Raw genomic sequence first — 25,581 nt, 5'->3', positions numbered from 1 at the left:
GGACTTGTTCAGCGTACACGTGTTAGCTATCCTGCGTGCTTCAATAAGATAAGGCTTACAGAGAACATGGTAGATAAACGCGAATCCTATACAAAAGAAGACCTTCTTGCCTCTGGTCGCGGTGAGCTGTTTGGCGCAAAAGGCCCACAACTGCCTGCACCAAGCATGCTGATGATGGACCGTGTCATCAAGATGACTGAAACCGGTGGCAACTTTGACAAAGGTTATGTTGAAGCTGAACTGGATATCAACCCGGACCTGTGGTTCTTCGGTTGCCATTTTATTGGCGATCCGGTGATGCCAGGCTGCCTGGGTCTGGATGCCATGTGGCAGCTGGTTGGATTCTATCTCGGCTGGCTCGGTGGTGAAGGTAAAGGCCGTGCACTGGGCGTGGGTGAAGTGAAATTCACCGGTCAGGTTCTGCCGACCGCGAAGAAAGTCACTTACCGCATTCACTTCAAACGTATCGTTAACCGCCGCCTGATCATGGGCCTGGCAGATGGTGAAGTGCTGGTTGATGGTCGTCTGATCTACACGGCGAACGATCTGAAAGTAGGCCTTTTCCAGGATACGTCTGCGTTCTAATTGCGGACATCTGTTAGCCTGATAAGATGCTACAAAAGGCGAAACCTCCGCAATGCGGAGGTTTCTTTTATCTAAAGAGACAGAATCAGGCCATTAACACCCTATCCCCCATGGCTTCTCGCCAGCCTCCCAGCCAGTATGACCTTTGATTCAGCGTCTGATAGGGACACATTTCTTTTGAGCGTCCGGCGATGCCGGCCTGATATCCACGTTGATGTGCCCGTTCCAGGCGATCTCGTTTTTGTCTCTTCATGCCTCGTTTCCCTCATCTTTGGGTCTGGTGGAAAAGAAAACAGTGATTACTAAGTGTGCAATCACACTAAACGAATACCCCGAAACATCAGACTCGTCAATGCGCAAAATTCACGCCAGTGTCATATTTGTGAGCTACCCGGTAAATCATCTATACAAAAATCATGAGTCAGAACAGTTATATCAGTCGCGAAAAAAATAAAAAAAACCGCCCAGGGCGCTGAGCCGAAGGCGGTGTAATTTACAATTATTTAAGCTTAAGGAATGCGTTTCAGTTCTTGAGCGATAGCCGTCGCCTCCTGACTCCATGCGCTGGCCAGTACCTTCACCATCTCATCATAGCCATCTTGCGTCTGCATGGCTTCGATGTGGAACGGGCGCTTAATCAGTTGTCCCTGGTGATTCAGCAACCATTCACCACTGACGATCACTTTACCATCGTAGCGGCCATGGAAGCCGGTTACCGTCACATTGAGCGTGTCCTGCGTACTGCCCAACGGTTGAGAGGCAACCACCCACCCTGGCAACTGCGTGCTCAGGTTGGCGACGAGAGTGTTACGCAATTGCTGATCTAACGGGCTGGCCCACAGATTACTGTTGGCAATAACGTACTTCACATCACTGGTTTGGTACACCACGCCATTACCTGCCAGGTAATCCGGTACCGCCACCTGCTCAACCCACAACAGGCGGTTACCCTGGTTAGCGCTACTCTGTACGCCCCCTTGGGCGATAGGGAGCTGGTAATAGCTTTTATTCTCTCCGTTGGAGCTGCATGACGTCAGCCAGACCGCCATCATCACCACTAGCCACTTTTTCATTGTTTCGCCCTCTTCGGCTCTGGATCTTTTTTGTCCTTCGCTTCAAACACCAGCGCGTTACTCTTATCGTTCAACGTTTTCAATACCGGCTGCAGCTCACGCAGAACCTGATCAAGACGCTGCATATCTGCCACCATCTTGTTATAGGCCGCAGAACCTGGCTGGAAGCCCTGCATGCTACGATTCAGTTCGCGCAGTGTATTCTGCATATCCGCAGGAAGCTGCTGCATCGACTGGCTACCGGTGATCTTATTCATGTTATCCAGCGTCGTTTGCAGATGTTTCATCGTGCGCTGGCTTTCTGAAAGTGTCGTGGTCGCCTGCACAATCATCGGATTCAGTGGCAGATTATTAATCTTATCCAATGCTTCCATCAAACGTTGCTGGATCTGCGCCAGACCACTGCTCACGGTCGGGATAATTTGGTAACCATTAAATTCGCGCACGCCCGTAATCGGTGGATCCTTCGGATAGAAGTCCAGATCGACATACAGCGCCCCGGTGACCAAATTCCCTGTTTTCAGGGATCCTCTTAATCCACGCTTGAGCAATTCGGCCAGATGGGTACCGACATCAGTATCTTCACCCAACTGCGCCTTAAGGCGTTCTGGTTCAATGCGCACCAGCACCGGAATACGATAATCATCATTGAACACCTGACGCATATTCGGGGCAAAGAAAGGCACCTTGCTAACCGTACCGAGGCGAATACCACGGAACTCCAGCGGCGCACCAGGCTGCAACCCGCGAATCGAGTCTTTAAAGAACATCAGGTAATCAATGTGATCCGTATACAGCGAGTCCTGAATACTTTTTTGATCGTCATACAGGCTGAACGTAGCCTGTTGTGCAACCGGCTGGCCTTGTTCTAACCCCTCCGGCACATCAAAGCTGACTCCACCGCCAAACAGCGTGGTTAGCGATCCCATTTCTACACGCATCCCCGCTGAGGTGAGATCGACGGCAATACCGCTGTCCTTCCAGAAACGTACGTTGCTGGTGACCAGGCGATCGTTTGGCGCATTAATGAAAAGCTGATAGCTGATGGAGCGTTTTTGCGCATCAAAGGTGCTGGTCTCAACTGACCCTACGCGATACCCGCGGAACAACACCGGGTCTCCCGGGCTAAGCTGACCGGCTTTTTTGCTGTCCAAAATCACGCGGATCCCCTTCGCATCTGGCGGTGCCAGCGGTGGAGAGTCCAGCAACTGATAATTGGCGAGCTGGCTGCCTTTGTTACCCGGCTGCAGTTCAATATACGCCCCGGATAACAGCGTGCCTAAGCCACTGATACCTTCACGTCCCACCTGCGGCTTCACTACCCAAAAGACCGAGTCTTTATGCAGCAGCTTTTCCATACCAGAATTGAGGCGTGCTTTAATTTCCACATGCGTCAAATCGTCGGTCAGCGTGGCACTCTCAACGACGCCGACATCCACGCTGCGGCTCTTGATCGTGGTTTTGCCACCTTCAATACCTTCAGCATTGGTTGTAATCAGCGTGACGACCGGCCCCTGATGACTGTAGTGATAAAACAGGACCCACGCGCCGATGAGTGCGGTGACGATTGGGAATATCCACACGGGCGACCAGTTTTTAACCTTTTGCACTTTGGCTTCCCCACTTTTAGATTCCATGCTGTCAGGACTCCTCATGGCCTGGTTCTGGTTCACGGTCCCACGACAGACGTGGATCAAACGTCATCGCAGAAAACATTGTCATAATGACGACTAAAGCAAACATCAATGCACCCATTGCAGGATAAATGTTCATCAACCCTCCCATACGCACCAGCGCAGAGAGTACCGCAATAACAAAAACATCGATCATTGACCAACGACCGACAAATTCCACAACTTCATAAATGAAATGCATACGTTCACTGTCGCGTTTGCCGTGCCCTTTGGCATCCCAGCACAGCCAGGCAATGGCGATCATTTTTAGCGTCGGCACCAGAATACTGGCAATAAAGATGACCGCTGCCACCGGATAAGAACCTTCGCTCCAGATTAAAACAACGCCTTCAATAATGGTTGATGGCAGTTTTGACCCTAACAAATCGGTAATCATGATCGGCATAATATTGGCGGGCAGATACAGCATGATCGACGTGAACAGGAGTGCCAGCGTCCATTGCAGACTGTTTTTACGTCGCACGTAGCCCGTTGTCTGACAGCGCGGGCAGACCGGCTCGTCAGCGGGAAGAATCGCGGTACAACAGGAGCAGGAACGCAACCCTTGGTGAATACCGGGTACACCGGGTTTTAAGACCTGCTTAACCTCCGGCATTGGCGCGATATCATCCCACAGCCAGCGACGATCGACACACTGAAAGGCACGCAACTGAAGAACGCAAAATAGGCACCACGGGATAAAGCTGCTCCCCACGCCGATATCGCCATAAGCCATCAGCTTAACAAAGCTCACCAACACGCCTGCGAGGAAAATTTCTGCCATTCCCCAGCTTTTTAACTGAAACAGAATCCGCGCCAGCCACGCTTTCAGCCGCCAGGGCATCTCAACCCGGTTCACCAGCAATAAGATGGTTAACAGGCAAAAAGCAGGAACCAACTGCACGAATAATAAAAAGAAGGTGCCAAGACTGGCGTAGTCTTCTGAAAACAGAACGCCGGGGATTTCCAGCAACGTGACTTCGCTGCTCACCCCTGCGACATTCATGTTCACAAAGGGAAAAAGGTTCGATAAAAGCAGCATGAACAATGCTGCGATAACATACGCGGTGGGACGCTGTCTTGGCGCGTCCCACGCAACGGTTAATGTCGTGCCACATCTTGGACATGCCGCTTTTTGACCATGCGTCAGGCTCGGTAATGCCACCAGCATGTCACACTGCGAGCACAAAATATGCTTCGCGGCATGGTGATGTTCGCACATATGCGCTCCTTTAATTATGCGCCATTCTTCAAAGACTCAAGATACTCCCAGCGCTCAAAGGCTTGCTCAAGTTCTTGTTCCGCTTCGCTCAGATTAGCTAATACCTGCTGCGTTTGCTCATGTGGCTGACTGAAAAAAGAAGCATCAGCAACCTGGGCCTGCAACGTTTCCAGTTTAGCTTCCAGCTCTTCAAGCTGCGCAGGGAGCTGCTCCAGTTCGCGCTGGTGTTTATAGCTTAGTTTGCTGGTGCCGCGTTTTACAATTTCTGCTTTAGGGGCAGCAACTTCCTCTGTTTTTTTGGCAACAGGCTGTTTAAACGCCACATACTGTGACTGCTGCTCACGTGCGTCATGGTAACCGCCTACATAACGACCAATTTTGCCGCCGCCTTCGAAGATCCAGCACTCGGTAACGGTGTTATCGACAAACTGACGATCGTGGCTAACCAGCAACACGGTTCCCTGATAACCGTCAATCAACTCTTCGAGAAGTTCCAGCGTTTCGACGTCGAGATCGTTCGTTGGTTCATCGAGAATCAAAAGATTGCTGGGCTTCAGAAAAAGACGCGCCAGTAACAGACGGTTTCGTTCCCCACCGGAGAGCGCACGCACTGGTGTCATCGCACGCTTAGGGTGGAACAGGAAGTCCTGCAGGTAGCCCAGCACGTGACGTGGTTTACCGTTGACCATCACCTCTTGCTTACCTTCCGACAGGTTATCCATGACGGTTTTATCCGGATCCAGCTCCGCACGGTGTTGGTCAAAATAAGCCACTTCCAGCTTGGTACCGACATGGATACGACCGCTGTCAGCCTGTAACTGACCTAACATCAGCTTGATTAGCGTTGTTTTACCGCAACCGTTAGGTCCAATTAACGCAATTTTGTCACTACGCTGTACCTGCGCCGAGAAGTCTTTCACCAGTTGTTTACCGTTAATCTGGTAATCAACATTCTCCATTTCAAAGACGATTTTGCCCGAACGGCTCGCCTCTTCGACCTGCATCTTCGCAGTACCCATCACTTCACGACGCTCGCCACGCTCACGACGCATCGCCTTCAGCGCACGTACGCGGCCTTCGTTACGTGTACGGCGCGCTTTAATGCCCTGACGGATCCAGACCTCTTCCTGCGCCAGTTTGCGGTCAAACTCCGCATTCTGAAGCTCTTCTACACGCAGCGCTTCTTCTTTCTCCAGCAGGTACTGATCGTAATTACCCGGATAGGTCACCAGCTTGCCGCGATCGAGATCGACAATACGCGTTGCCATATTGCGAATAAACGAACGGTCGTGAGAAATGAAGATGATCGTTCCATTGAAGGTTTTCAGGAACCCTTCCAGCCAGTCGATGGTTTCGATATCCAGATGGTTGGTCGGTTCATCCAGCAACAATACGCGTGGATTGCTGACTAACGCCCGGCCCAGTGCGGCTTTACGCAGCCAACCGCCGGAAAGCGATGCCAGTTCCATGTCTGGCTCCAGCCCAAGCTGTTCCAGTACTTCATTGATGTGGTTTTCCAGTTGCCACAGATTGTGGTGATCCAGCTGTTCCTGAACCTTCGCCAGTTCCTGCAGGTTTTTATCACTCGGATCGGTGATCACCAGATGCGAAATATCATGGTAACGCTTGAGATACACCGCCTGCTCTGCAATCCCTTCGGCAACGAAATCGTAGACGGTACCCTGCACGTTACGCGGCGGATCCTGCTGCAGACGTGCCACAACCAGATCCTGTTCATAAATAATACGTCCGTCGTCAAGACCCTGTTCACGGTTGAGGATCTTCATCAGCGTCGATTTGCCCGCGCCGTTACGGCCAACCAGACAAACGCGCTCGTTATCTTCGATATGCAGTTCAGCATTATCAAGAAGCGGCGCATCGCTGAACGACAGCCATGCACCATGCATACTGATTAATGACATTTATTTTTCCTTTCAGGCTGCAGTAATCAGCCAGCAATTGTGGATCTGACGGTTACGGGCAAAGTCCTGAGAAAGCGTTTTTTGGGTAATTTCTTGTGCTTTCAATCCCAGTTCAGCCAGGCCGTCGAGATCCATACGGAATCCACGTTTGTTGTTAGAGAACATGATCGTGCCGTCTTTACGCAGCAGACGCTTCAGATCTTTCATTAGCGCCAGATGATCGCGCTGCACGTCAAACGAGTCTTCCATACGTTTTGAGTTAGAGAAGGTCGGTGGATCGATGAAGATCAGATCAAACTGTTCATTGGCTTCGCGCAGCCAGCCCAGGCAGTCGGCCTGAATTAAACGATGCGCGCGGCCGCTCAGCCCGTTGAGTCGCAGGTTACGTTCCGCCCACTCCAGATAAGTACGAGACATATCGACCGTTGTGGTGCTGCGCGCACCGCCAAGCCCGGCGTGTACGCTGGCGCTGCCGGTATACGAGAACAGATTGAGGAAATCTTTACCCTTGCTCATCTGGCCCAGCATGCGGCGCGCTATACGGTGGTCCAGGAACAGACCGGTATCAAGATAGTCGGTCAGGTTAACCCACAGGCGCGCGTTGTACTCGCTCACCTCAATGAATTCACCCTTCTCATTCATCTTCTGATACTGGTTTTTCCCTTTCTGCCGTTCACGGGTTTTCAGCACCAGTTTATTCGGCGCAATCTCCAGTACCGACAGCGTGGCGGCAATGATGTCAAACAGACGCTGGCGAGCCTTCTGGGCATCAACCGTCTTCGGCGGCGCGTATTCCTGAACCACAACCCAGTCACCGTAGCGGTCGACCGCGACGTTGTATTCTGGCAGGTCAGCATCGTACAGGCGATAGCATTCAATGCCTTCCTGACGCGCCCATTTTTCCAGCTTTTTGATATTTTTACGCAGACGGTTGGCGTAGTCTTCCGCCACCGTGGCAGGCTTACTGTCTGCGGTGGTTTCCGCGACGTGATAGTTTTTCTGTACGCAATCCAGCGGGCCGTTTTTGGCTTTAAACTGCTTGTCAGCGCGCAATTGCAGACTGCTGAGCAAATCCGGTGAGGCGCTGAACAGCGACAGATTCCAGCCGCCAAACTGGTTTTTCATCGTGCGGCCCAGCAGGCTGTGCAGTGCGATCAGCGCCGGTTCGCTATCCAGACGTTCACCGTACGGCGGGTTGCTGATAACGGTACCATACGGACCTTGCGGTAGCGGGTTACTCAGTTTCGCTACGTCTTTGACGTCAAATGTCACCAGATCGGCAATCCCAGCGCGGCGGGCGTTGCTGCGCGCTTTCTCAATCACTCGGGCGTCGCTATCAGAGCCATAGAAGTGCGACGTATAGTCCGCCAGCCCTTTACGCGCGCGAACCTGTGCTTCCGCTTTCACCTCTTGCCAGACCGCTTCATCATGCTGCGCCCAACCGTTAAAGCCCCAGTAGCCACGGTGCAGACCGGGTGCGCGATCGGTTGCCCACATCGCGGCTTCAATCAGCAGCGTACCGGAACCACACATCGGATCGAGCAGCGGCGTACCCGGCTGCCAGCCAGAACGCATCACGATAGCAGCAGCCAGCGTCTCTTTGATCGGCGCCTGACCGGCACGATCGCGATAGCCGCGCTGATGCAGACCATCACCGCTAAGATCGAGGGCAATGCTGGCGGTATCTTTGTTCAGCCAGACGTTAATACGCAGATCCGGGGATTCGCGATCCACATTCGGACGGGCCATATTTTTACGGGTAAAGGAATCGACAATCGCGTCCTTTACTTTTAATGCGCCGTACTGGCTGTTACGAATGGTGTCGTTTAAGCCGCTAAAATGCACGGCAAACGTCGCTCCTGGGTTAAATATCTCTGTCCAGTCGATTGCCTGAACACCGAGGTACAGATCAAGATCGCTGTAGACCTTGCACTCTCCCATCGGCAGGATAATGCGCGAGGCCAGGCGGCTCCACATCAGGCTCTGGTAAACAAGCCGCGTGTCGCCCTTAAAATGGACCCCACCCTGAACCACCTGGCACTCCGCGGCGCCGAGGTTTTCCAGTTCAGTTTTTAACAGCTCTTCCAGCCCACGGGCCGTACTGGCAAACAGAGAATTCATAATGTCACTTTTACTCCAATAAAATTGCTGCGCATTATAGCTAATCTCGCGCCCTTGTCATAAAGTTGAAGGCTTATTTTCGTTCGAGGGGCTGTACAGTGGTAACGTTAACCCGACTTTTTGTTCATCCGGTTAAATCAATGCGCGGTATTGGGCTCACGCACGCCCTGGCAGACGTTAGCGGTCTGGCCTTTGACCGCATCTTTATGGTTACCGAACCCGACGGAACGTTCATCACCGCCCGGCAGTTCCCCCAGATGGTCCGTTTTACCCCTTCCCCTTTACACGATGGGTTGCACTTAACCGCACCCGACGGCAGCAGTGCGTTGGTCCGTTTTGCCGACTTCGCCACCCAGGATGCGCCAACAGAAGTCTGGGGAAACCATTTTACTGCACGTATCGCGCCAACAGCTATCAATCAGTGGCTCAGCGGTTTTTTCTCGCGCGATGTACAGTTGCGCTGGGTTGGCCCACAGTTAACCCGCCGGGTCAAACGCCACGACGGCGTACCGCTCTCGTTCGCCGATGGTTTTCCTTACCTTCTGACTAATGAAGCCTCACTGCGCGATGTGCAGCAACGCTGCCCGGCCAGTATCCGAATGGAGCAGTTTCGCCCCAACTTGGTGGTCTCAGGGGCTAGCGCCTGGGAGGAAGACACCTGGAAGGTGATTCGCATTGGCGAGGTCATCTTTGATGTGGCAAAACCCTGTAGCCGCTGTATTTTCACCACTATCAGCCCTGAAAAAGGCCAGAAACATCCGTCAGGTGAGCCGCTGACAACGCTGCAAACCTTCCGCAGCGCGGTGGATAACGGCGATGTCGATTTCGGTCAGAATCTCATTGCCCGCAACAGCGGCGTGATCCGCGTTGGCGATGAAGTTGAAATTTTGTCCACCGGGCCCGCCCGAGCTTACGGCGCGGTGGCTTCCGATGACACTGTTGCACAACAGCAGCAGCCTGATGCCAGCGTGCTTATCGACTGGCAGGGGCACACCTTTCGTGGCAACAATCAACAGGTGTTACTGGAACAACTGGAAAACCAGGGGATCCGGGTTCCTTATTCGTGCAGGGCGGGGATCTGCGGATGCTGCCGGATTCGGCTGGTAGAGGGCGAAGTCAGTCCGCTGAAAAAATCAGCGATTGGTGATGACGGGACGATTCTTTGCTGCAGTTGTGTGCCAAAAACAGCGGTCAGGCTGGAGAGTTAAACGGCCTGCTCAAGGCTGAAACTGTCGACAGGGAGTTGCGGTTTCAGTCTGTCATTCATGATTTTAATGGCGTCGCCAAGCTGCATGGTGCGCCCGGCAATAACCACGCCCGGCTGTGCCAACAGACACAGGGCCGCATTTTCCCCCGGCTCAACCACTAACAGATTGACCTGTTCCTCGGTATCGCTTAAATACACGCAGGCAGCGTCACCTATCCTCGGTGACCAACTAACAGTGTGCGCCACAAAGTGCCAGCTTTTTGGCATTTGCGGTTTTAGATAACGAATAGCCACCAGCGCATTGAGTACCAGCTCCGCTTTTTGCTCTTTGGCTAAATCCAGATCACGGCATTTTTCTTCAAAAGAAAAATAAAGCGCGGCATCATCAACACAAAAACCGGACGGAGAGAATGCATCGGGTGTGAGCATTTTGCGCGCAAAACGCGAACGAAATAACATGCCATTGGCTAAATCGAGCATCATACGATCGTGCTCTTCATCATAATACCAGCGCCAGTTATCGTCGGGTTTAATTCGCATCAGTATCTCTCCATTCCTTAATCATCGTCGTTACGACAGTATCCTTTTGCCGCTTCGTTTATTGCCCTAATAATAAAAGCTCAGAATGTTTAAATAAGCAACAGTAAAGGAATATAAAACAACCAGGGCCAGAAATAAAGCCCTGGTTTGTGATTAAGGTAGTATTCAGATATTGGTGATGATTTCTTTAATCAACGGCGGGCCTTTAAAAATAAAGCCTGAATAAATCTGAACCAGGGAAGCCCCTGCGGCTATTTTCTCACGCGCAGCGATGACTGAGTCGATACCGCCAACCCCGATAATCGGCAGTTGCCCTTTTAATTCCCGGGACAACATACGAATAATTTCGGTGCTTTTTAATTGTAACGGTCGACCACTCAGGCCACCCATTTGATCGCAATTTTTCATTCCCTGTACCAGGGAGCGATCGAGCGTGGTGTTGGTGGCAATGACGCCATCAATATTATGGCGAACTAAACTGTCGGCTACCTGGATCAGTTCTTCTTCAGAAAGATCCGGGGCGATCTTTACCGCCACCGGAACATATTTATGGTGGATCGCCTGGAGATCGTTTTGCTTATTTTTAATTGCCGTCAGCAAATCATCCAGCGCTTCGCCGTATTGCAGCGTGCGTAACCCTGGCGTATTAGGTGAGGAAATATTAATCGCAATATAGCCAGCATAAGCATAGACTTTTTCCATACAAATCAGATAGTCATCTTTGCCATTCTCTACCGGGGTATCTTTGTTCTTACCAATATTGATCCCCAGAATGCCGTCAAAATGCGATTTCTTAACGTTCTCTACCAGGTTATCAACGCCCAGGTTATTGAAGCCCATGCGGTTGATCAAACCTTCTGCGTCAACCAGACGGAAAAGACGTGGCTTATCATTACCCGATTGAGGACGTGGCGTCACGGTGCCTATCTCAATTGAGCCGAACCCCATTGCACCGAGTGCATCAATGCACTCCCCGTCTTTATCCAGCCCGGCGGCAAGACCGAGCGGATTCTTAAACGTCAGCCCCATGCAGGTCACCGGTTTTGCCGGTACTTTCTGGCGGACAAGCGCTTCGAGCGGCGTGCCCGTAATGCGACGTAATTGCTGGAATGTCAATTCATGAGCGCGCTCTGGATCGAGCTGAAAAAGGGCTTTACGAACGAAGGGGTAGTACATGAACTCTCCTGGATTCCCGGTGTGCAAACCGGGGGCGTATTATGTGCGATCGTGAACAAAAAGGGAATTGACCTGCGGCAATAAAACGCAAACGTTTTCTTTCTTCTCCTCCTTTTATGCAGTTTTCAGCTTTTCTATCCCGCATAAATCATTTCGATAAACAAAATCTCTCTGCCAGACTGCACAAATTGTTATCAATGTTAAATAAAAACGAATATTTGGTTATAAGGAGAGAATATAAATATGCGCGTTATCACTCTGGCGGGTAGCCCACGCTTCCCCTCTCGCTCCAGCGCCCTACTGGAATATGCGCGAGAAAAACTGCATGGACAGGATGTCGAGGTCTATCACTGGAATCTGCACAATTTTGAGCCCGAGGATCTGATCTATGCGCGCTTCGACAGTCCGGCACTGAAGACGTTTATCGAACAGTTGCAGGATGCAGACGGACTGATTGTCGCCACGCCGGTCTACAAAGCGGCCTATTCCGGCGCATTGAAAACCTTGCTCGACCTGCTCCCCGAACGAGCACTGGAAGGCAAAGTCGTGTTGCCACTGGCCACCGGCGGCACCGTAGCACATTTACTGGCCGTCGATTACGCCCTGAAACCGGTACTCAGCGCACTGAAGGCCCAGGAGATCCTGCACGGCGTTTTCGCCGATGATTCGCAGGTTATTGATTATCAACATAAGCCGCAGTTTACGCCGAACCTGCAATTACGCCTGGACAGTGCACTCGAGACCTTTTGGCAGGCGTTGCAGCGTCGTGATGTCCAATTTGTGCACGTGAACACGCTGCGGGGTACCGCCCATGCTTAATTTACTCAAACGCCATACGCCGTGGCTGGCGCTGACCGGACTGCTGTCTTTATCCACGCTGGTTCACGCCGCAGAGACCGCGCCAGACGCCCTGCGCATTGGCTATCAGAAAGGCAGCGTCAGCATGGTGCTGGCTAAAAGCCATCAGTTGCTGGAAAAACGCTACCCGCAAACAAAAATCTCCTGGGTAGAGTTCCCAGCCGGCCCGCAAATGCTGGAGGCGCTCAATATCGGCAGCATCGATCTGGGCAGCACTGGTGATATCCCGCCGATTTTTGCTCAGGCCGCCGGGGCCGATCTGGTCTATGTCGGCGTCGAACCGCCAAAACCGCATGCAGAAGTGATTTTGGTACCGAAAGACAGCCCCATCCACACCGTCGCAGAGCTTAAAGGGCATAAGGTCGCCTTCCAGAAAGGCTCCAGCGCGCACAATCTGCTGTTGAGGGCCCTGCAGCAGGCCGGGTTGAAGTTTACCGATATCCAGGCCACCTATCTGACGCCCGCCGATGCGCGTGCCGCTTTCCAACAGGGGAATGTGGATGCATGGGCAATTTGGGACCCTTACTACTCCGCCGCCTTGCTGCAGGGTGATGTACGCGTACTCAAAGACGGTACCGACCTTAAACAGACCGGATCGTTTTATCTCGCTGCACGTCCTTATGCCGAGAAAAACAGCGCATTTATTCCTGGCGTGCTGGACACCTTCAGCCAGGCCGATTCCTTAACACTCAGCCAACGCCAGCAGAGCATCACCCTGTTGGCGAAAACGATGGGGCTACCTGAGCCGGTCATAGCGTCCTATCTGGACCATCGCCCGCCAACCTCCATTACGCCCGTCAGTGCTTCTGTTGCCGCATTGCAGCAACAAACTGCCGATCTGTTTTATGACAATCGGCTGGTGCCGAAAAAAATCGACATTCGCCAGCGTATCTGGCAACCCACTCAGCAGACAGGAGCAAAATTATGAGTCTGAACATATTCTGGTTTTTACCCACGCACGGTGACGGCCATTATCTGGGAACAGAAGAAGGTGCACGCCCGGTCGATCATGGTTATCTGCAACAAATCGCGCAAACTGCCGACCGCCTGGGATTTACCGGGGTACTGATCCCGACAGGCCGCTCCTGTGAAGATGCCTGGCTGGTTGCCGCCTCAATGATCCCGGTCACCCAGCGGTTAAAATTTCTGGTCGCGCTGCGCCCCAGCGTGACGTCCCCCACGGTGGCGGCACGCCAGGCGGCGACGCTCGACAGACTGTCCAACGGTCGGGCGCTGTTTAATTTGGTAACCGGGAGCGATCCACAAGAGTTAGCAGGTGATGGTGTTTTTCTCGATCACACTGAGCGTTATGAAGCCTCCGCTGAATTTACCCAGGTATGGCGACGCTTGCTACAGGGCGACACCGTGGATTTTAACGGTAAACACGTTCACGTCCGTGGGGCAAAACTCTTTTTCCCGCCCGTGCAACAACCCCATCCGCCACTGTATTTCGGCGGGTCTTCCGACATAGCGCAGGAACTGGCCGCTGAGCAGGTTGATCTCTACCTGACCTGGGGTGAGCCGCCCGACTTGGTGAAAGAGAAGATAGAGCAAGTACGGGCAAAAGCAGCGGCGCTTGGGCGTAAGATCCGCTTTGGTATTCGCCTGCACGTGATTGTGCGCGAAACCACCGCTGAGGCATGGCAGGCAGCGGATCGCCTGATTGCCCATCTGGATGATGACACCATTGCCAAAGCCCAGGCCGCTTTCGCCAGAACCGACTCTGTGGGCCAGCACCGAATGGCAGCGCTGCACAACGGCAAGCGCGACCAACTGGAAATTAGCCCGAACTTGTGGGCGGGCGTTGGACTGGTACGTGGCGGGGCCGGGACCGCACTGGTGGGGGATGGTCCAACAGTGGCGGCACGGATTAATGAGTATGCCGCGCTGGGTATCGACAGCTTTGTGTTGTCCGGGTATCCACATCTGGAAGAGGCGTACAAGGTCGGCGAGCTACTGTTCCCGCATCTGGATGTCTCGATCCCAGAAATACCGCAGCCGCAACGCCTGCATCAACAAGGTGAAGCCGTGGCGAACGAATTTATTCCGCGTAGCGTCGCGCAACGCTAAGGAGCCCGATGATGGCAACGCCGCAAAATAAGTGGTTACTTCGCTTTGCTCCGTGGTTTTTACCGATTGGTCTGGTGGCGCTCTGGCAGCTGGCATCATCCATGGGCTGGCTGTCCACCCGCATCCTGCCCTCTCCAGAAGGTGTAGTAGAAGCTTTCTGGACGCTTTCCGTCAGCGGCGAGCTTTGGCAGCATCTGGCGATCAGCACCTGGCGGGCAGCGATCGGCTTTTCTATTGGCGGATCGATTGGCCTGACGTTGGGGCTGATAAGCGGCCTGTCACGCTGGGGGGAACGGTTGCTGGACACCTCGGTGCAGATGCTGCGTAACATACCGCATCTGGCGCTGATCCCTCTGGTCATTTTGTGGTTCGGTATTGATGAATCCGCCAAGATCTTTCTCGTTGCCCTGGGTACCTTGTTCCCGATTTACATCAATACCTGGCACGGGATCCGCAATATCGATCGCGGGCTGGTGGAAATGGCTCGCAGCTATGGGTTATCCGGTATTTCACTGTTTATCCATGTGATCCTGCCCGGCGCTCTGCCCTCGATCATGGTCGGCGTACGTTTTTCCCTTGGGCTCATGTGGCTGACGCTTATCGTGGCGGAAACCATTTCAGCGAACGCTGGCATCGGCTACCTGGCAATGAATGCCCGCGAATTTCTGCAAACGGATGTGGTCGTGGTGGCCATCATTCTCTACGCCCTGCTCGGCAAGTTGGCCGACATCAGCGCGCAACTACTGGAACGTAGCTGGCTACGCTGGAACCCGGCTTACCATGCGAAGGAGGTCACCGTATGAATACCACGCGTTTAAATCAGGGAATTCCGCTACTGCTAAGCGGCGTAACAAAACGCTACGGCGCCAATACGGTGCTCAATCAGCTAGATTTGCCTGTTCCGGCGGGGCAATTTGTTGCCGTGGTGGGCCGCAGCGGTGGCGGAAAAAGTACCCTGCTGCGTCTGCTGGCCGGTCTGGAGTCACCCACCTCAGGGGAATTGTTCGCCGGCACCGCGCCGCTGGCAGATATTCAGCATGATACGCGAATGATGTTTCAGGACGCACGCCTGCTGCCGTGGAAATCAGTCATTGATAACGTAGGACTGGGCCTTAATGGCCACTGGCAAGATGCAGCCCGGGATGCGCTGACGTCTGTTGGGCTGGAAAATCGGGCGCAGGAATGGCCTGCCGCCCTTTCCGGTGGGCAAAAACAGCGCGTGGCGCTGGCACGGGCACTGATTCATCGTCCCGGATTACTGTTGCTGGATGAACCACTGGGCGCGCTGGATGCGTTAACCCGTCTGGAAATGCAAGATTTGATTGTCTCGCTGTGGCAAAAGCAGGGATTTACCGTACTGCTGGTCACCCATGATGTCAGCGAAGCGGTGGCGATGGCCGATCGCGTGTTGCTGATTGAAGATGGAAAAATTGGTCTGGATTTGACGGTAGATATTCCACGTCCACGCCGACCAGGTTCAGTGCGCCTGGCAGAACTGGAAGCAGAAGTGTTGAATCGGGTGATGCAGCGTGGCGAGGCTCAACAGTCAATCCGACTACATGGATAAACATTCAGGACATTGTAGGCCCGGTAAGCGTTTGAGCCACCGGGCATTTTGCCGGATGGCGGCTTTACCGCCTTCTCCGGCCTACAAAACGACAGGTCAACGTCTCAGGCTAACGCTTTGGTTATCTTCTCGAACAGATCGCCGGACAGATTCTCCAGACCTTTCAGTTGCTCGAGCGCCGCACGCATCTTCGCCTGGCGTTTGGCATCATAACGTTTCAAGCGGATCAGCGGCTCAATCAGACGTGAGGCCACCTGCGGGTTACGGCTGTTCAGCTCGGTCAGCATGTCGACCAGGAACTGATAACCGCTACCGTCTTCCGCATGGAACGCCGCCGGGTTGCTGCCCGCGAAAGCGCCAATCAAAGAACGAATACGGTTCGGGTTGCTCATGCTAAAGGAACGATGCTGCAACAGGCCGCGTACCGTTTCCAGCACGTTGTCCGCCGGGCTGGTGGATTGCAGGATAAACCATTTATCCATCACCAGACCGTCATGATGCCACTTGTCGTCATACGCCTGCATCAGCGCATCGCGACACGGCAACTGCGCCGCTACCGCCGCAGACAGGGCCGCCAGCGCATCAGTCATGTTATTGGCTTCACGGTACTGCTTGCTCACCAGGGTATCTGCCAGATGCGTTTCGCCGAAAGCCAGGAAACGCAGACAAGCATTACGCAGCGTGCGTTTGCCAATATCGCCATGTTCAACGCGGTATTCTGCAAGATGGTTGGCGTTATACACGGCCAGGAACTCATCTGCCAGTTCGGCAGCCAGCGTACGGGTTAACGCCTCGCGCACGTCGGTAATCGCTACTGGATCGATAATCTCAAACAGCTCGGCAATTTCATTCGCCGAAGGCAGCGTCAGGATTTCTGCCGCCAGCGCCGGATCGATTTTCTCATCCAACAAAATGGCACGGAACGCATCAGCCACGTGCACCGGCAGCGATAGCGGTTGCCCTTGCTGATGGCGAGCAACGTTCAGCTTGATATAGGTGGCCAACAGGCTTTGCGCCGCATCCCAACGAGAGAAATCGTTACGCGCGTGACGCATCAGGAAGGTTAACTGCTGATCGCTCCATTTATATTCCAGTTTTACCGGTGCAGAGAATTCGCACAGCAGCGCCGGAACCGGCTGGAAGTAGACGTTATCAAAGACAAAGGTTTGTTCCGCCTGGGTGACGTTGAGCACAGAATTCACAGGATGCCCGCCTTTTTGCAACGGGATCACTTTGCCTTCGTTGTCGTACAACTCAATGGCAAAAGGAATATGCAGTGGCAGTTTTTCTGCCTGATCCGGTGTAGCCGGCGTACGTTGGCTTATCGTCAGCGTGTACTGTTCGGTGGCCGGGTTATAGTCATCACGTACGGTCACAATCGGCGTACCGGACTGACTGTACCAACGGCGGAAATGCGAGAGATCGACGTTAGACGCATCTTCCATCGCCTGCACGAAATCATCACAGGTCGCTGCGCTACCATCATGGCGCTCAAAATAGAGCTGCATTCCCTTCTGGAAATTCGCTTCACCCAGCAGGGTGTGGATCATCCGGATCACTTCTGCGCCCTTTTCGTACACGGTCAGGGTATAGAAGTTGTTCATCTCAATGACACTATCCGGGCGGATAGGATGCGCCATCGGGCTGGCATCTTCGGCAAACTGCAGACCGCGCATGGTACGCACGTTGCTGATCCGATTAACGGCACGAGAGCCAAGGTCGGAGCTAAACTCCTGGTCGCGGAATACGGTTAAGCCTTCTTTCAGGCTCAACTGGAACCAGTCGCGGCAGGTCACACGGTTGCCGGTCCAGTTGTGGAAGTATTCGTGGCCGATCACGCGCTCAATATCGAGGTAATCTTTGTCGGTGGCGGTATCGGTACGCGCCAGCACGTATTTGGAGTTAAAGATGTTCAGACCTTTATTCTCCATCGCGCCCATATTAAAGAAGTCCACCGCGACAATCATGTAGATATCGAGGTCATACTCAAGGCCAAAACGCTCTTCATCCCACTTCATAGAATTTTTCAGCGAGGTCATCGCCCACGGTGCGCGATCCAGATTGCCGCGGTCGACGTACAGCTCTAACGCCACTTCTCGCCCGGAACGGGTGGTAAAGGTGTCACTCAGAACATCGAAATCACCGGCTACCAGGGCAAACAGATAGCATGGTTTCGGGAACGGATCCTGCCACTGTACCCAGTGACGACCGTTGTCCAGCTCGCCCTGAGCAATGCGGTTACCGTTAGACAGCAGGAACGGATAGCGGGTTTTATCGGCGATAATTTTAGTGGTAAACCGTGCCAGCACGTCAGGACGGTCGAGATACCAGGTAATATGGCGGAAACCCTCCGCTTCGCACTGCGTGCACAGCGCTTCGCCGGACTGATACAGGCCTTCCAGTGCTGTATTCGTCGCCGGACTGATTTCATTCACGATACGCAGCGTAAAACGTTCCGGCAGGTGGCTGATGACCAGCGCCCCTTCTTCTTTATACTCTGTCCACGGTTCGTCGTTCACGTGGATTGACACCAGGGTCAGATCCTCGCCATTCAGGCGCAGAGGGGCATCAGACGCACCATGACGGACAGCCTGGCTCACGGCAGTGACCACGGTTTTTTCAGCATCCAGGTCAAAGGTCAAATCAATATCAGTAATCTGGTAATCCGGCGCACGGTAGTCGTGGCGGTATTTGGCTTGTGGCTGTTGTGTCATAAAAAACCTTTAGCATCTATGGTAGAGTCTCGGGTTCAGTCTATTCCTGTTGCGTAAATCGCGCTACGCAGAATGTTCATCTTTTCAGGCACAAACACCCTTTTTGCTACATTTATATAACACGAGGCACGAATTGCCCTCGACCAGAAAGTCAGCTTATGGTGTGATCGGGGTTCAATAAATCGCTAAACAGGGTATACTCCAGCGGTTTTCTTAGTTGTTTATTGTACTAAACGCTCCCGTGAGAGGATGCTACTGCGCACCTATGACACAATTCGCTTCTCCTGTTCTGCACTCGCTGCTGGATACAGATGCTTATAAGTTGCATATGCAGCAAGCCGTTTTTCACCACTACTATGATGTACAAGTAGCGGCTGAATTTCGTTGCCGTGGCGATGACCTGCTCGGTATTTATGCCGATTCTATTCGCGAGCAGGTGAATGCTATGCAGCACCTGCAACTGCAGGAGGACGAGTACCAGTGGCTCTCCGGCCTGCCTTTCTTTAAAGCTGATTACCTCAGCTGGCTTCGCGATTTCCGCTATAACCCGCAGCAGGTATGCATCACCAACGATAACGGTAAGCTGAATATTCGTTTAACCGGTCCGTGGCGTGAAGTCATCATGTGGGAAGTCCCGCTGCTGGCAGTGATTAGCGAGCTGGTGCACCGCTACCGTTCGCCAGAAGTCGGTGTGCCGCAAGCGCTGGATGAACTGGAAGGCAAACTAGTCGAATTCTCTGCTTTAACGAAAGATGTCGATATGTCCCGCTTCCATCTGATGGATTTTGGTACGCGCCGTCGTTTTTCGCGTGACGTGCAGCAGGCGATTGTTAAACGTCTCCAGCAAGAGCCATGGTTTGTGGGCACCAGTAACTACGATCTCGCCCGCTGCCTGTCATTAACTCCAATGGGGACTCAGGCACACGAATGGTTCCAGGCTCATCAACAAATTAGCCCTGAACTTGCCACCAGTCAGCGCGTCGCACTTGCCGCATGGTTGCACGAGTACCCTAATCAACTCGGCATTGCGCTGACCGATTGCATCACCATGGACGCCTTTTTACGCGATTTCGGCGTTGAGTTTGCGACCCGCTATCAGGGTCTGCGCCATGACTCTGGCGATCCGCTGGAATGGGGTGAAAAAGCCATCGCGCATTACGAGAAATTGGGTATCGATCCACTGAGCAAAACGCTGGTGTTCTCCGATAATCTCGATTTGAAGAAAGCAATCGAACTGTATTGCCACTTCTCTTCTCGCGTGCAGCTGAGTTTTGGGATTGGCACACGCCTGACCTGCAATATTCCTCAGGTCAAGCCGCTGAATATCGTTATCAAGCTGGTCGAATGCAACGGCAAACCGGTGGCGAAGTTATCCGACAGCCCGGGTAAAACCATTTGTCATGATAAAGCGTTTGTCCGTGCGCTGCGCAAAGCCTTCGATCTACCGCATATCAAAAAAGCCAGTTAATCTCTCCAGGGAGTCATTTCGGCTCCCTTTTCGCGTTTATTTCCGAAATCTTTCACTCCAGCTACGAATTCTGCTTGTCTGATTACAGATGCCAGGTAACATAGGTATCCCCCCCATTTTCGGGTGGACATGTATTTATATATCCGACTATTAACAGAGAGACTATTATGAGCGTAGTGCCTGTAGCCGACGTACTCCAGGGCCGCGTAGCCGTTGACAGCGAAGTCACCGTGCGCGGATGGGTGCGTACCCGCCGAGATTCAAAAGCTGGCATCTCCTTCCTCGCCGTTTATGACGGTTCCTGCTTTGATCCTGTACAGGCCGTCATCAATAATTCTCTGCCCAATTACAATCAAGACGTATTACGTCTGACGACGGGCTGCTCGGTTATCGTAACGGGTAAGGTCGTTGCGTCTCCTGGACAGGGACAGAGCTTTGAAATTCAGGCAACCGACGTTGAAGTAACCGGCTGGGTTGACGATCCTGATACCTACCCGATGGCGGCAAAACGTCACAGCATTGAGTACCTGCGTGAAGTGGCGCATATGCGTCCGCGTACCAACATGATTGGTGCAGTTGCGCGCGTACGTCATACGCTGGCGCAAGCGCTGCATCGCTTCTTCCACGAGCAGGGTTTCTTCTGGGTATCCACTCCGCTGATCACCGCTTCCGATACCGAAGGCGCCGGTGAAATGTTCCGCGTTTCAACGCTGGATCTGGAAAACCTGCCGCGTAACGATCAGGGTAAAGTCGATTTCGATAAAGACTTCTTTGGTAAAGAAGCGTTCCTGACCGTTTCAGGTCAGCTGAACGGCGAAACCTACGCCTGTGCCCTGTCCAAAATCTATACCTTTGGACCGACCTTCCGTGCAGAAAACTCCAATACCAGCCGCCACCTGGCTGAGTTCTGGATGCTGGAGCCGGAAGTTGCGTTTGCCGATCTGAACGATGTTGCGGGTCTGGCTGAAGCCATGCTGAAGTACGCGTTCAAAGCCGTACTGAATGAGCGTGCAGATGACATGAAATTCTTCGCTGAACGTGTCGACAAAGACGCGATTTCACGCCTGGAGCGTTTCATTGAGGCTGACTTCGCGCAGGTGGATTACACCGACGCGGTAAGCATTCTGGAAAACTGCGGTAAAAAGTTCGAGAACCCGGTTTACTGGGGCGTGGACCTGTCTTCCGAGCATGAACGTTACCTCGCGGAAGAGCACTTTAAAGCGCCGGTGGTGGTTAAAAACTACCCGAAAGACATTAAAGCGTTTTATATGCGCCTTAACGAAGACGGTAAAACCGTCGCGGCAATGGACGTACTTGCTCCAGGAATCGGTGAGATCATCGGTGGTTCCCAGCGTGAAGAACGTCTGGACGTGCTGGATGCCCGTATGCTGGAGATGGGGCTGAACAAAGAAGATTACTGGTGGTATCGCGATCTGCGCCGCTACGGCACCGTTCCACATTCTGGTTTCGGTCTTGGCTTTGAACGTCTGATAGCCTACGTTACTGGCGTACAAAACGTGCGTGATGTTATTCCGTTCCCGCGTACACCGCGTAACGCCAGCTTCTGATCCTGAATGATTCTGCCAAAGGCCAGCATTGCTGGCCTTTTTTATATCCATCGCCCATACACCGTTTTTTCACTTAAGACAGACTCGCCATTCTCCCTGAATACAACCTCTTACTCCATTTGTCCTGTTACGTAATGTTTCTCTGCAATACATATGAACAAAAAATAATCAGCTCTTTTATTGTGGATTAGCATTTTCTGATTAAATAGACCATTTTTTAATCACTCGCATGGCATTCTGGATGGCCAAAAATAGTCAACTGTAAAAATCGAACTTTCCATTATTCGCACAGAAAAACGCCGTTATGATAATTAAATATAAGAAAATCATATAAATAGAAATGAAAGTGCTGTTTTTTAGCACGGAGACAACTGAAGTTTGAAGTTGTTCACAAAGTTGTATGAAAATAACATTTAGTTACACATTTTTTCTTTTTGAAACCAAATCTTTATCTTTGTAGCACTTTGACGGTAGCGAAACGGTTGTTTGAATGGAAAGATGCCTGTCAGACACATAAAGACACCAAACTCTCATCAATAGTTCCGTAAATTTTGATTGACGGAATTTATTGGCGGCAGTGGCAGGTGTCATATAAAAACCGATGAGGGTAATAAATAATGATGAAGCGCAATATTCTGGCAGTGGTTATCCCTGCTCTGCTGGTAGCCGGGGCAGCTAACGCTGCAGAAGTTTATAACAAAGATGGCAACAAGCTGGATCTGTACGGTAAAACCGTGGGTCTGCACTATTTTACTGACAACGCTGGTGACGATGGCGATCAGACTTATGCTCGTCTTGGTTTCAAAGGGGAAACTCAGATTAATGCCGATCTGACTGGTTACGGTCAGTGGGAATACAACTTTGCCGGTAACAATTCTGAAGGCGGTAGTGACGCTCAGAACGGCAACAAAACCCGTCTGGCCTTTGCGGGTCTGAAATATGGCGACGCAGGTTCTTTCGATTACGGTCGTAACTACGGTATCGTTTACGATGCACTGGGCTACACCGATATGCTGCCAGAATTTGGTGGTGATACTGCATACAGCGACAACTTCTTCGTAGGTCGTGTTGGTGGCGTTGCAACCTACCGTAACTCCAACTTCTTCGGTCTGGTTGACGGCCTGAACTTTGGTGTTCAGTATCTGGGCAAAAACGAGCGTGACGGTAACACCAGCCGCTCTAACGGCGACGGTGTGGGCGGTTCTGTAAGCTACGAAATGGATGGCTTCGGTATCGTCGGTGCTTACGGCGCAGCTGACCGCACCAACGCGCAGGAAAACTCTGCCTACGCTAACGGCGGTAAAAAAGCTGAGCAGTGGGCGACCGGTCTGAAATATGACGCCAACAACATCTATCTGGCAGCAAACTACGGTGAAACCCGTAACGCTACCCGTTTCACCAACGGCATCAACAACGTGAGCGGTTTTGCTAACAAAACTCAAGACTTCTTTGTTGTCGCTCAGTACCAGTTCGATTTCGGCCTGCGTCCGTCCATCTCCTACAACAAATCTAAAGCGAAAGACGTAGAAGGTATCGGCAACGAAGATCTGGTGGACTACATCGAAGTAGGCGCAACCTACTACTTCAACAAAAACATGTCCACCTATGTTGACTACAAGATCAACCAGATCGATTCTGACAACAAACTGGGCGTGAACTCTGACGACATCGTGGCACTCGGTATCGTTTACCAGTTCTAATAGCAGACCTCTTTGCTAAATGCCTAAAAAACAGGACTTCGGTCCTGTTTTTTTATGTCCATCAGCGGATTCTTGCGTCTTCAAAAAACACTCTATCTTTTCGTCACTAACGGTTGGCATTTTGTAAATCTACCGTTAACCTGATAGCGGACTTCCCTTCTGTAACCACAATGGAACCTCGTCATGTTTGAGAACATTACCGCCGCTCCCGCCGACCCAATTTTGGGCCTGGCTGATTTGTTTCGTGTCGATGACCGCCCAGGGAAAATCAACCTCGGGATCGGTGTATATAAAGATGAGACAGGCAAAACGCCGGTGCTGACCAGCGTGAAAAAAGCCGAGCAATATATACTGGAAAATGAAACCACCAAAAACTACCTTGGCATTGACGGTATTCCGGAATTTGGTCGCTGCACTCAGGAATTACTGTTTGGTAAAGGTCACGCACTGATTAACGACAAACGCGCACGTACCGCGCAAACCCCTGGTGGTACCGGTGCATTGCGTGTGGCGGCTGATTTCCTGGCAAAAAATACCTCAACGCAGCGCGTATGGGTAAGTAACCCAAGCTGGCCGAACCATAAAAGCGTCTTTAACTCCGCCGGTCTGGAAGTTCGTGAGTACAATTATTACGACGCGGCCAGCCATTCATTAGACTTTGATGCGCTACTGGCAAGCCTCAGTGAAGCACAGGCAGGTGACGTGGTACTGTTCCACGGTTGCTGCCATAACCCTACCGGTATTGACCCTACGCTGGAGCAGTGGCAAACGCTGGCACAGCTGTCGGTAGAAAAAGGCTGGTTACCACTGTTCGACTTCGCTTATCAGGGCTTTGCTCGTGGTCTGGAAGAAGATGCAGAAGGCCTGCGTGCATTCGCCGCGCTGCACAAAGAGCTTATTGTCGCCAGCTCTTACTCCAAGAACTTTGGCCTGTACAATGAGCGCGTGGGTGCCTGTACGCTGATTGCTGCTGATGCCGACACCGTTGACCGTGCGTTCAGCCAGATGAAGTCCGTCATTCGTGCCAACTATTCCAACCCACCGGCCCACGGTGCATCGGTTGTCGCCACCATTCTGAGCAATGATGCCCTGCGTGCAATCTGGGAGCAGGAACTGACCGACATGCGTCAGCGCATTCAGCGTATGCGTCTGCTGTTTGTGAATACATTGCAGGAGAAAGGGGCGAACCGTGACTTCAGCTTTATCATCAAACAGAACGGCATGTTCTCCTTCAGCGGTCTGACGAAAGAACAGGTTCTGCGTCTGCGTGAGGAATTTGGCGTTTACGCTGTCGCTTCCGGGCGCGTGAACGTCGCGGGTATGACGCCTGACAACATGGCGCCGCTGTGCGAAGCGATTGTCGCCGTGCTGTAAGCTCACCTGAAAAGAGAAAGCCCGCATATTCGTGCGGGCTTTTTTTTGCCGGATAGCGGCTAGCGCCTTATCCGGCGGACGGACTGGATTTACCAGACCGGCATTTCATCCTGCAGGAACGGATTGTGCTGGCGTTCATTCCCCAGCGTTGAAAGCGGACCGTGACCAGGAATAAACGTCACGTCATCGCCCAAGGGTAATAACTTGCGTTTAATCGAGTCGATCAGCTGGCTGTGATCCCCGCGCGGGAAGTCGCTGCGTCCGACTCCACCTTTGAAAATCACATCGCCTGAAATCAGCAGCTTTGACTGTTCATCAAAGAAGACCACGTGCCCCGGCGTGTGGCCCGGACAATGCAACACCTGTAACGTCACGTTGCCAACGCTGATGCGATCGCCTTCGTTTAGCCAGCGATCGGGCGTTAACGGCTCGCAGTCACCCAAGCCAAACATGCGGCTCTGCGAAGGCAGTCCCTGTAGCCAGAACTCATCTTCTTTTTCCGGACCGATAACCGGTACACCATAATGTTGCGCCAGTTCAGACGCCGCGCCCACGTGGTCAAGATGACCATGTGTGAGCAGGATCTGCATAAGCGTCAGACCGCTGGCATCCACTTCCTGTTTGATTTTCTCGGCATCGCCGCCGGGATCGACCAACGCGGCAAGACGCGTTTGTTCACACCAGATCAGCGAGCAGTTCTGAGCGAATGCAGTGACCGGAATAATACGATAGTTCATACAGCT

General features: G+C 52.5%; 21 protein-coding genes. 11 read left to right on the top strand and 10 right to left on the bottom strand.

Annotation, left to right across the window (positions count from 1 at the left end; genetic code table 11):
- Nucleotides 1-66 precede the first annotated feature (66 nt).
- A complete protein-coding gene (gene fabA, locus M2374_RS02005; RefSeq protein WP_003035875.1) occupies nucleotides 67-585 on the top strand; it encodes a bifunctional 3-hydroxydecanoyl-ACP dehydratase/trans-2-decenoyl-ACP isomerase in 519 nt (172 codons plus the stop codon).
- Nucleotides 586-670: 85 nt separating this feature from the next.
- On the opposite strand, the gene rmf is transcribed toward fabA, so the two are convergent.
- The 6 genes from rmf to rlmKL all read right to left on the bottom strand — a co-directional run bounded on the left by rmf (nucleotide 671) and on the right by rlmKL (nucleotide 8,596).
- Nucleotides 671-838 carry a ribosome modulation factor gene (gene rmf, locus M2374_RS02000; RefSeq protein ID WP_003035871.1) on the bottom strand — a complete coding sequence of 56 codons (168 nt, stop codon included), beginning with the start codon at nucleotides 836-838 and terminating at the stop codon, nucleotides 671-673.
- A gap of 256 nt (nucleotides 839-1,094) precedes the next feature.
- Nucleotides 1,095-1,658: a membrane integrity-associated transporter subunit PqiC gene (gene pqiC, locus M2374_RS01995; RefSeq protein ID WP_117341733.1), complete on the bottom strand. Its 564-nt coding sequence runs from the start codon at nucleotides 1,656-1,658 to the stop codon at nucleotides 1,095-1,097.
- Complete coding sequence (gene pqiB, locus M2374_RS01990) at nucleotides 1,655-3,295, bottom strand: intermembrane transport protein PqiB (protein ID WP_117341732.1); 1,641 nt, start codon at nucleotides 3,293-3,295, stop codon at nucleotides 1,655-1,657. Before pqiB ends, pqiC begins: the two co-directional genes overlap by 4 nt.
- Before the next feature lie 4 nt (nucleotides 3,296-3,299).
- Complete coding sequence (pqiA, locus tag M2374_RS01985) at nucleotides 3,300-4,553, bottom strand: membrane integrity-associated transporter subunit PqiA (protein WP_181688311.1); 1,254 nt, start codon at nucleotides 4,551-4,553, stop codon at nucleotides 3,300-3,302.
- Between the two features lie 14 nt (nucleotides 4,554-4,567).
- Nucleotides 4,568-6,475 (bottom strand): ABC transporter ATP-binding protein, encoded by a 1,908-nt coding sequence (locus M2374_RS01980; RefSeq protein WP_259153624.1) that lies wholly within the window; start codon nucleotides 6,473-6,475, stop codon nucleotides 4,568-4,570.
- Between the two features lie 12 nt (nucleotides 6,476-6,487).
- Nucleotides 6,488-8,596 (bottom strand): bifunctional 23S rRNA (guanine(2069)-N(7))-methyltransferase RlmK/23S rRNA (guanine(2445)-N(2))-methyltransferase RlmL, encoded by a 2,109-nt coding sequence (gene rlmKL / locus M2374_RS01975; RefSeq protein WP_117341731.1) that lies wholly within the window; start codon nucleotides 8,594-8,596, stop codon nucleotides 6,488-6,490.
- A gap of 98 nt (nucleotides 8,597-8,694) precedes the next feature.
- On the opposite strand from rlmKL, the gene M2374_RS01970 reads away from it, so the two are divergent.
- Nucleotides 8,695-9,804, top strand: a complete 1,110-nt coding sequence (locus tag M2374_RS01970) for a YcbX family protein (RefSeq protein ID WP_181688312.1) — start codon at nucleotides 8,695-8,697, stop codon at nucleotides 9,802-9,804.
- On the opposite strand, the gene zapC is transcribed toward M2374_RS01970, so the two are convergent.
- Both zapC and pyrD read right to left on the bottom strand, forming a co-directional pair.
- Entirely contained in the window at nucleotides 9,801-10,343 is a 543-nt protein-coding gene (gene zapC / locus M2374_RS01965; RefSeq protein ID WP_117341729.1) for a cell division protein ZapC, read from the bottom strand. The two genes, M2374_RS01970 and zapC, sit on opposite strands and share 4 nt — an antisense overlap.
- Before the next feature lie 165 nt (nucleotides 10,344-10,508).
- On the bottom strand, nucleotides 10,509-11,519 hold the full coding sequence (pyrD, locus tag M2374_RS01960) for a quinone-dependent dihydroorotate dehydrogenase (RefSeq protein ID WP_096757651.1): 1,011 nt from the start codon (nucleotides 11,517-11,519) through the stop codon (nucleotides 10,509-10,511).
- A 243-nt stretch (nucleotides 11,520-11,762) separates the two neighbouring features.
- Here pyrD and ssuE point away from each other — a divergent pair, with 243 nt between their 5' ends.
- The 5 genes from ssuE to ssuB are packed head-to-tail and all read left to right on the top strand — an operon-like array spanning nucleotide 11,763 to nucleotide 16,014.
- Nucleotides 11,763-12,338, top strand: a complete 576-nt coding sequence (ssuE, locus tag M2374_RS01955) for an NADPH-dependent FMN reductase (protein WP_146717092.1) — start codon at nucleotides 11,763-11,765, stop codon at nucleotides 12,336-12,338.
- Nucleotides 12,331-13,305 carry a sulfonate ABC transporter substrate-binding protein gene (locus M2374_RS01950; protein WP_181490380.1) on the top strand — a complete coding sequence of 325 codons (975 nt, stop codon included), beginning with the start codon at nucleotides 12,331-12,333 and terminating at the stop codon, nucleotides 13,303-13,305. The genes ssuE and M2374_RS01950 overlap by 8 nt, the downstream gene beginning before the upstream one ends.
- Nucleotides 13,302-14,447 (top strand): FMNH2-dependent alkanesulfonate monooxygenase, encoded by a 1,146-nt coding sequence (gene ssuD / locus M2374_RS01945; protein WP_181688313.1) that lies wholly within the window; start codon nucleotides 13,302-13,304, stop codon nucleotides 14,445-14,447. The genes M2374_RS01950 and ssuD overlap by 4 nt, the downstream gene beginning before the upstream one ends.
- Before the next feature lie 11 nt (nucleotides 14,448-14,458).
- Nucleotides 14,459-15,250 (top strand): aliphatic sulfonate ABC transporter permease SsuC, encoded by a 792-nt coding sequence (gene ssuC / locus M2374_RS01940; protein ID WP_137362383.1) that lies wholly within the window; start codon nucleotides 14,459-14,461, stop codon nucleotides 15,248-15,250.
- Entirely contained in the window at nucleotides 15,247-16,014 is a 768-nt protein-coding gene (ssuB, locus tag M2374_RS01935) for an aliphatic sulfonates ABC transporter ATP-binding protein (protein WP_137362382.1), read from the top strand. The genes ssuC and ssuB overlap by 4 nt, the downstream gene beginning before the upstream one ends.
- 104 nt (nucleotides 16,015-16,118) lie before the next feature.
- On the opposite strand, the gene pepN is transcribed toward ssuB, so the two are convergent.
- The gene (gene pepN, locus M2374_RS01930) at nucleotides 16,119-18,728 is read right to left on the bottom strand and encodes an aminopeptidase N (protein ID WP_181688314.1); all 2,610 of its coding nucleotides are present in this window, start codon (nucleotides 18,726-18,728) and stop codon (nucleotides 16,119-16,121) included.
- Nucleotides 18,729-18,993: 265 nt separating this feature from the next.
- Between pepN and pncB the strand changes: the two genes are divergently transcribed.
- The 4 genes from pncB to aspC all read left to right on the top strand — a co-directional run bounded on the left by pncB (nucleotide 18,994) and on the right by aspC (nucleotide 24,838).
- Nucleotides 18,994-20,196, top strand: coding sequence for a nicotinate phosphoribosyltransferase (pncB, locus tag M2374_RS01925; RefSeq protein ID WP_181688315.1), 1,203 nt, complete (start codon nucleotides 18,994-18,996; stop codon nucleotides 20,194-20,196).
- Nucleotides 20,197-20,363: 167 nt separating this feature from the next.
- Nucleotides 20,364-21,764 carry an asparagine--tRNA ligase gene (gene asnS, locus M2374_RS01920; RefSeq protein ID WP_181688316.1) on the top strand — a complete coding sequence of 467 codons (1,401 nt, stop codon included), beginning with the start codon at nucleotides 20,364-20,366 and terminating at the stop codon, nucleotides 21,762-21,764.
- 617 nt (nucleotides 21,765-22,381) lie between these two features.
- On the top strand, nucleotides 22,382-23,464 hold the full coding sequence (gene ompF, locus M2374_RS01915; protein ID WP_115258933.1) for a porin OmpF: 1,083 nt from the start codon (nucleotides 22,382-22,384) through the stop codon (nucleotides 23,462-23,464).
- 183 nt (nucleotides 23,465-23,647) lie between these two features.
- Entirely contained in the window at nucleotides 23,648-24,838 is a 1,191-nt protein-coding gene (gene aspC, locus M2374_RS01910) for an aspartate transaminase (protein ID WP_115258934.1), read from the top strand.
- 89 nt (nucleotides 24,839-24,927) lie between these two features.
- On the opposite strand, the gene M2374_RS01905 is transcribed toward aspC, so the two are convergent.
- Nucleotides 24,928-25,575 carry an MBL fold metallo-hydrolase gene (locus M2374_RS01905; RefSeq protein WP_096757663.1) on the bottom strand — a complete coding sequence of 216 codons (648 nt, stop codon included), beginning with the start codon at nucleotides 25,573-25,575 and terminating at the stop codon, nucleotides 24,928-24,930.
- Nucleotides 25,576-25,581: the final 6 nt, after the last annotated feature.

The sequence above is a fragment of the Citrobacter sp. JUb117 genome (assembly GCF_024809055.1).
GTDB lineage: Bacteria > Pseudomonadota > Gammaproteobacteria > Enterobacterales > Enterobacteriaceae > Citrobacter > Citrobacter gillenii.
This window is presented reverse-complemented; position numbering and strand designations above follow the sequence as displayed.

What these genes read in the sequence shown, in the direction of transcription:
- fabA (WP_003035875.1), top strand. Translation starts at nt 67, where the DNA reads ATGGTAGATAAACGCGAATCCTATACAAAAGAAGACCTTCTTGCCTCT.
- rmf (WP_003035871.1), bottom strand. Translation starts at nt 838, where the DNA reads ATGAAGAGACAAAAACGAGATCGCCTGGAACGGGCACATCAACGTGGA.
- pqiC (WP_117341733.1), bottom strand. Translation starts at nt 1,658, where the DNA reads ATGAAAAAGTGGCTAGTGGTGATGATGGCGGTCTGGCTGACGTCATGC.
- pqiB (WP_117341732.1), bottom strand. Translation starts at nt 3,295, where the DNA reads ATGGAATCTAAAAGTGGGGAAGCCAAAGTGCAAAAGGTTAAAAACTGG.
- pqiA (WP_181688311.1), bottom strand. Translation starts at nt 4,553, where the DNA reads ATGTGCGAACATCACCATGCCGCGAAGCATATTTTGTGCTCGCAGTGT.
- M2374_RS01980 (WP_259153624.1), bottom strand. Translation starts at nt 6,475, where the DNA reads ATGTCATTAATCAGTATGCATGGTGCATGGCTGTCGTTCAGCGATGCG.
- rlmKL (WP_117341731.1), bottom strand. Translation starts at nt 8,596, where the DNA reads ATGAATTCTCTGTTTGCCAGTACGGCCCGTGGGCTGGAAGAGCTGTTA.
- zapC (WP_117341729.1), bottom strand. Translation starts at nt 10,343, where the DNA reads ATGCGAATTAAACCCGACGATAACTGGCGCTGGTATTATGATGAAGAG.
- pyrD (WP_096757651.1), bottom strand. Translation starts at nt 11,519, where the DNA reads ATGTACTACCCCTTCGTTCGTAAAGCCCTTTTTCAGCTCGATCCAGAG.
- ssuE (WP_146717092.1), top strand. Translation starts at nt 11,763, where the DNA reads ATGCGCGTTATCACTCTGGCGGGTAGCCCACGCTTCCCCTCTCGCTCC.
- M2374_RS01950 (WP_181490380.1), top strand. Translation starts at nt 12,331, where the DNA reads ATGCTTAATTTACTCAAACGCCATACGCCGTGGCTGGCGCTGACCGGA.
- ssuD (WP_181688313.1), top strand. Translation starts at nt 13,302, where the DNA reads ATGAGTCTGAACATATTCTGGTTTTTACCCACGCACGGTGACGGCCAT.
- ssuC (WP_137362383.1), top strand. Translation starts at nt 14,459, where the DNA reads ATGGCAACGCCGCAAAATAAGTGGTTACTTCGCTTTGCTCCGTGGTTT.
- ssuB (WP_137362382.1), top strand. Translation starts at nt 15,247, where the DNA reads ATGAATACCACGCGTTTAAATCAGGGAATTCCGCTACTGCTAAGCGGC.
- pepN (WP_181688314.1), bottom strand. Translation starts at nt 18,728, where the DNA reads ATGACACAACAGCCACAAGCCAAATACCGCCACGACTACCGTGCGCCG.
- pncB (WP_181688315.1), top strand. Translation starts at nt 18,994, where the DNA reads ATGACACAATTCGCTTCTCCTGTTCTGCACTCGCTGCTGGATACAGAT.
- asnS (WP_181688316.1), top strand. Translation starts at nt 20,364, where the DNA reads ATGAGCGTAGTGCCTGTAGCCGACGTACTCCAGGGCCGCGTAGCCGTT.
- ompF (WP_115258933.1), top strand. Translation starts at nt 22,382, where the DNA reads ATGATGAAGCGCAATATTCTGGCAGTGGTTATCCCTGCTCTGCTGGTA.
- aspC (WP_115258934.1), top strand. Translation starts at nt 23,648, where the DNA reads ATGTTTGAGAACATTACCGCCGCTCCCGCCGACCCAATTTTGGGCCTG.
- M2374_RS01905 (WP_096757663.1), bottom strand. Translation starts at nt 25,575, where the DNA reads ATGAACTATCGTATTATTCCGGTCACTGCATTCGCTCAGAACTGCTCG.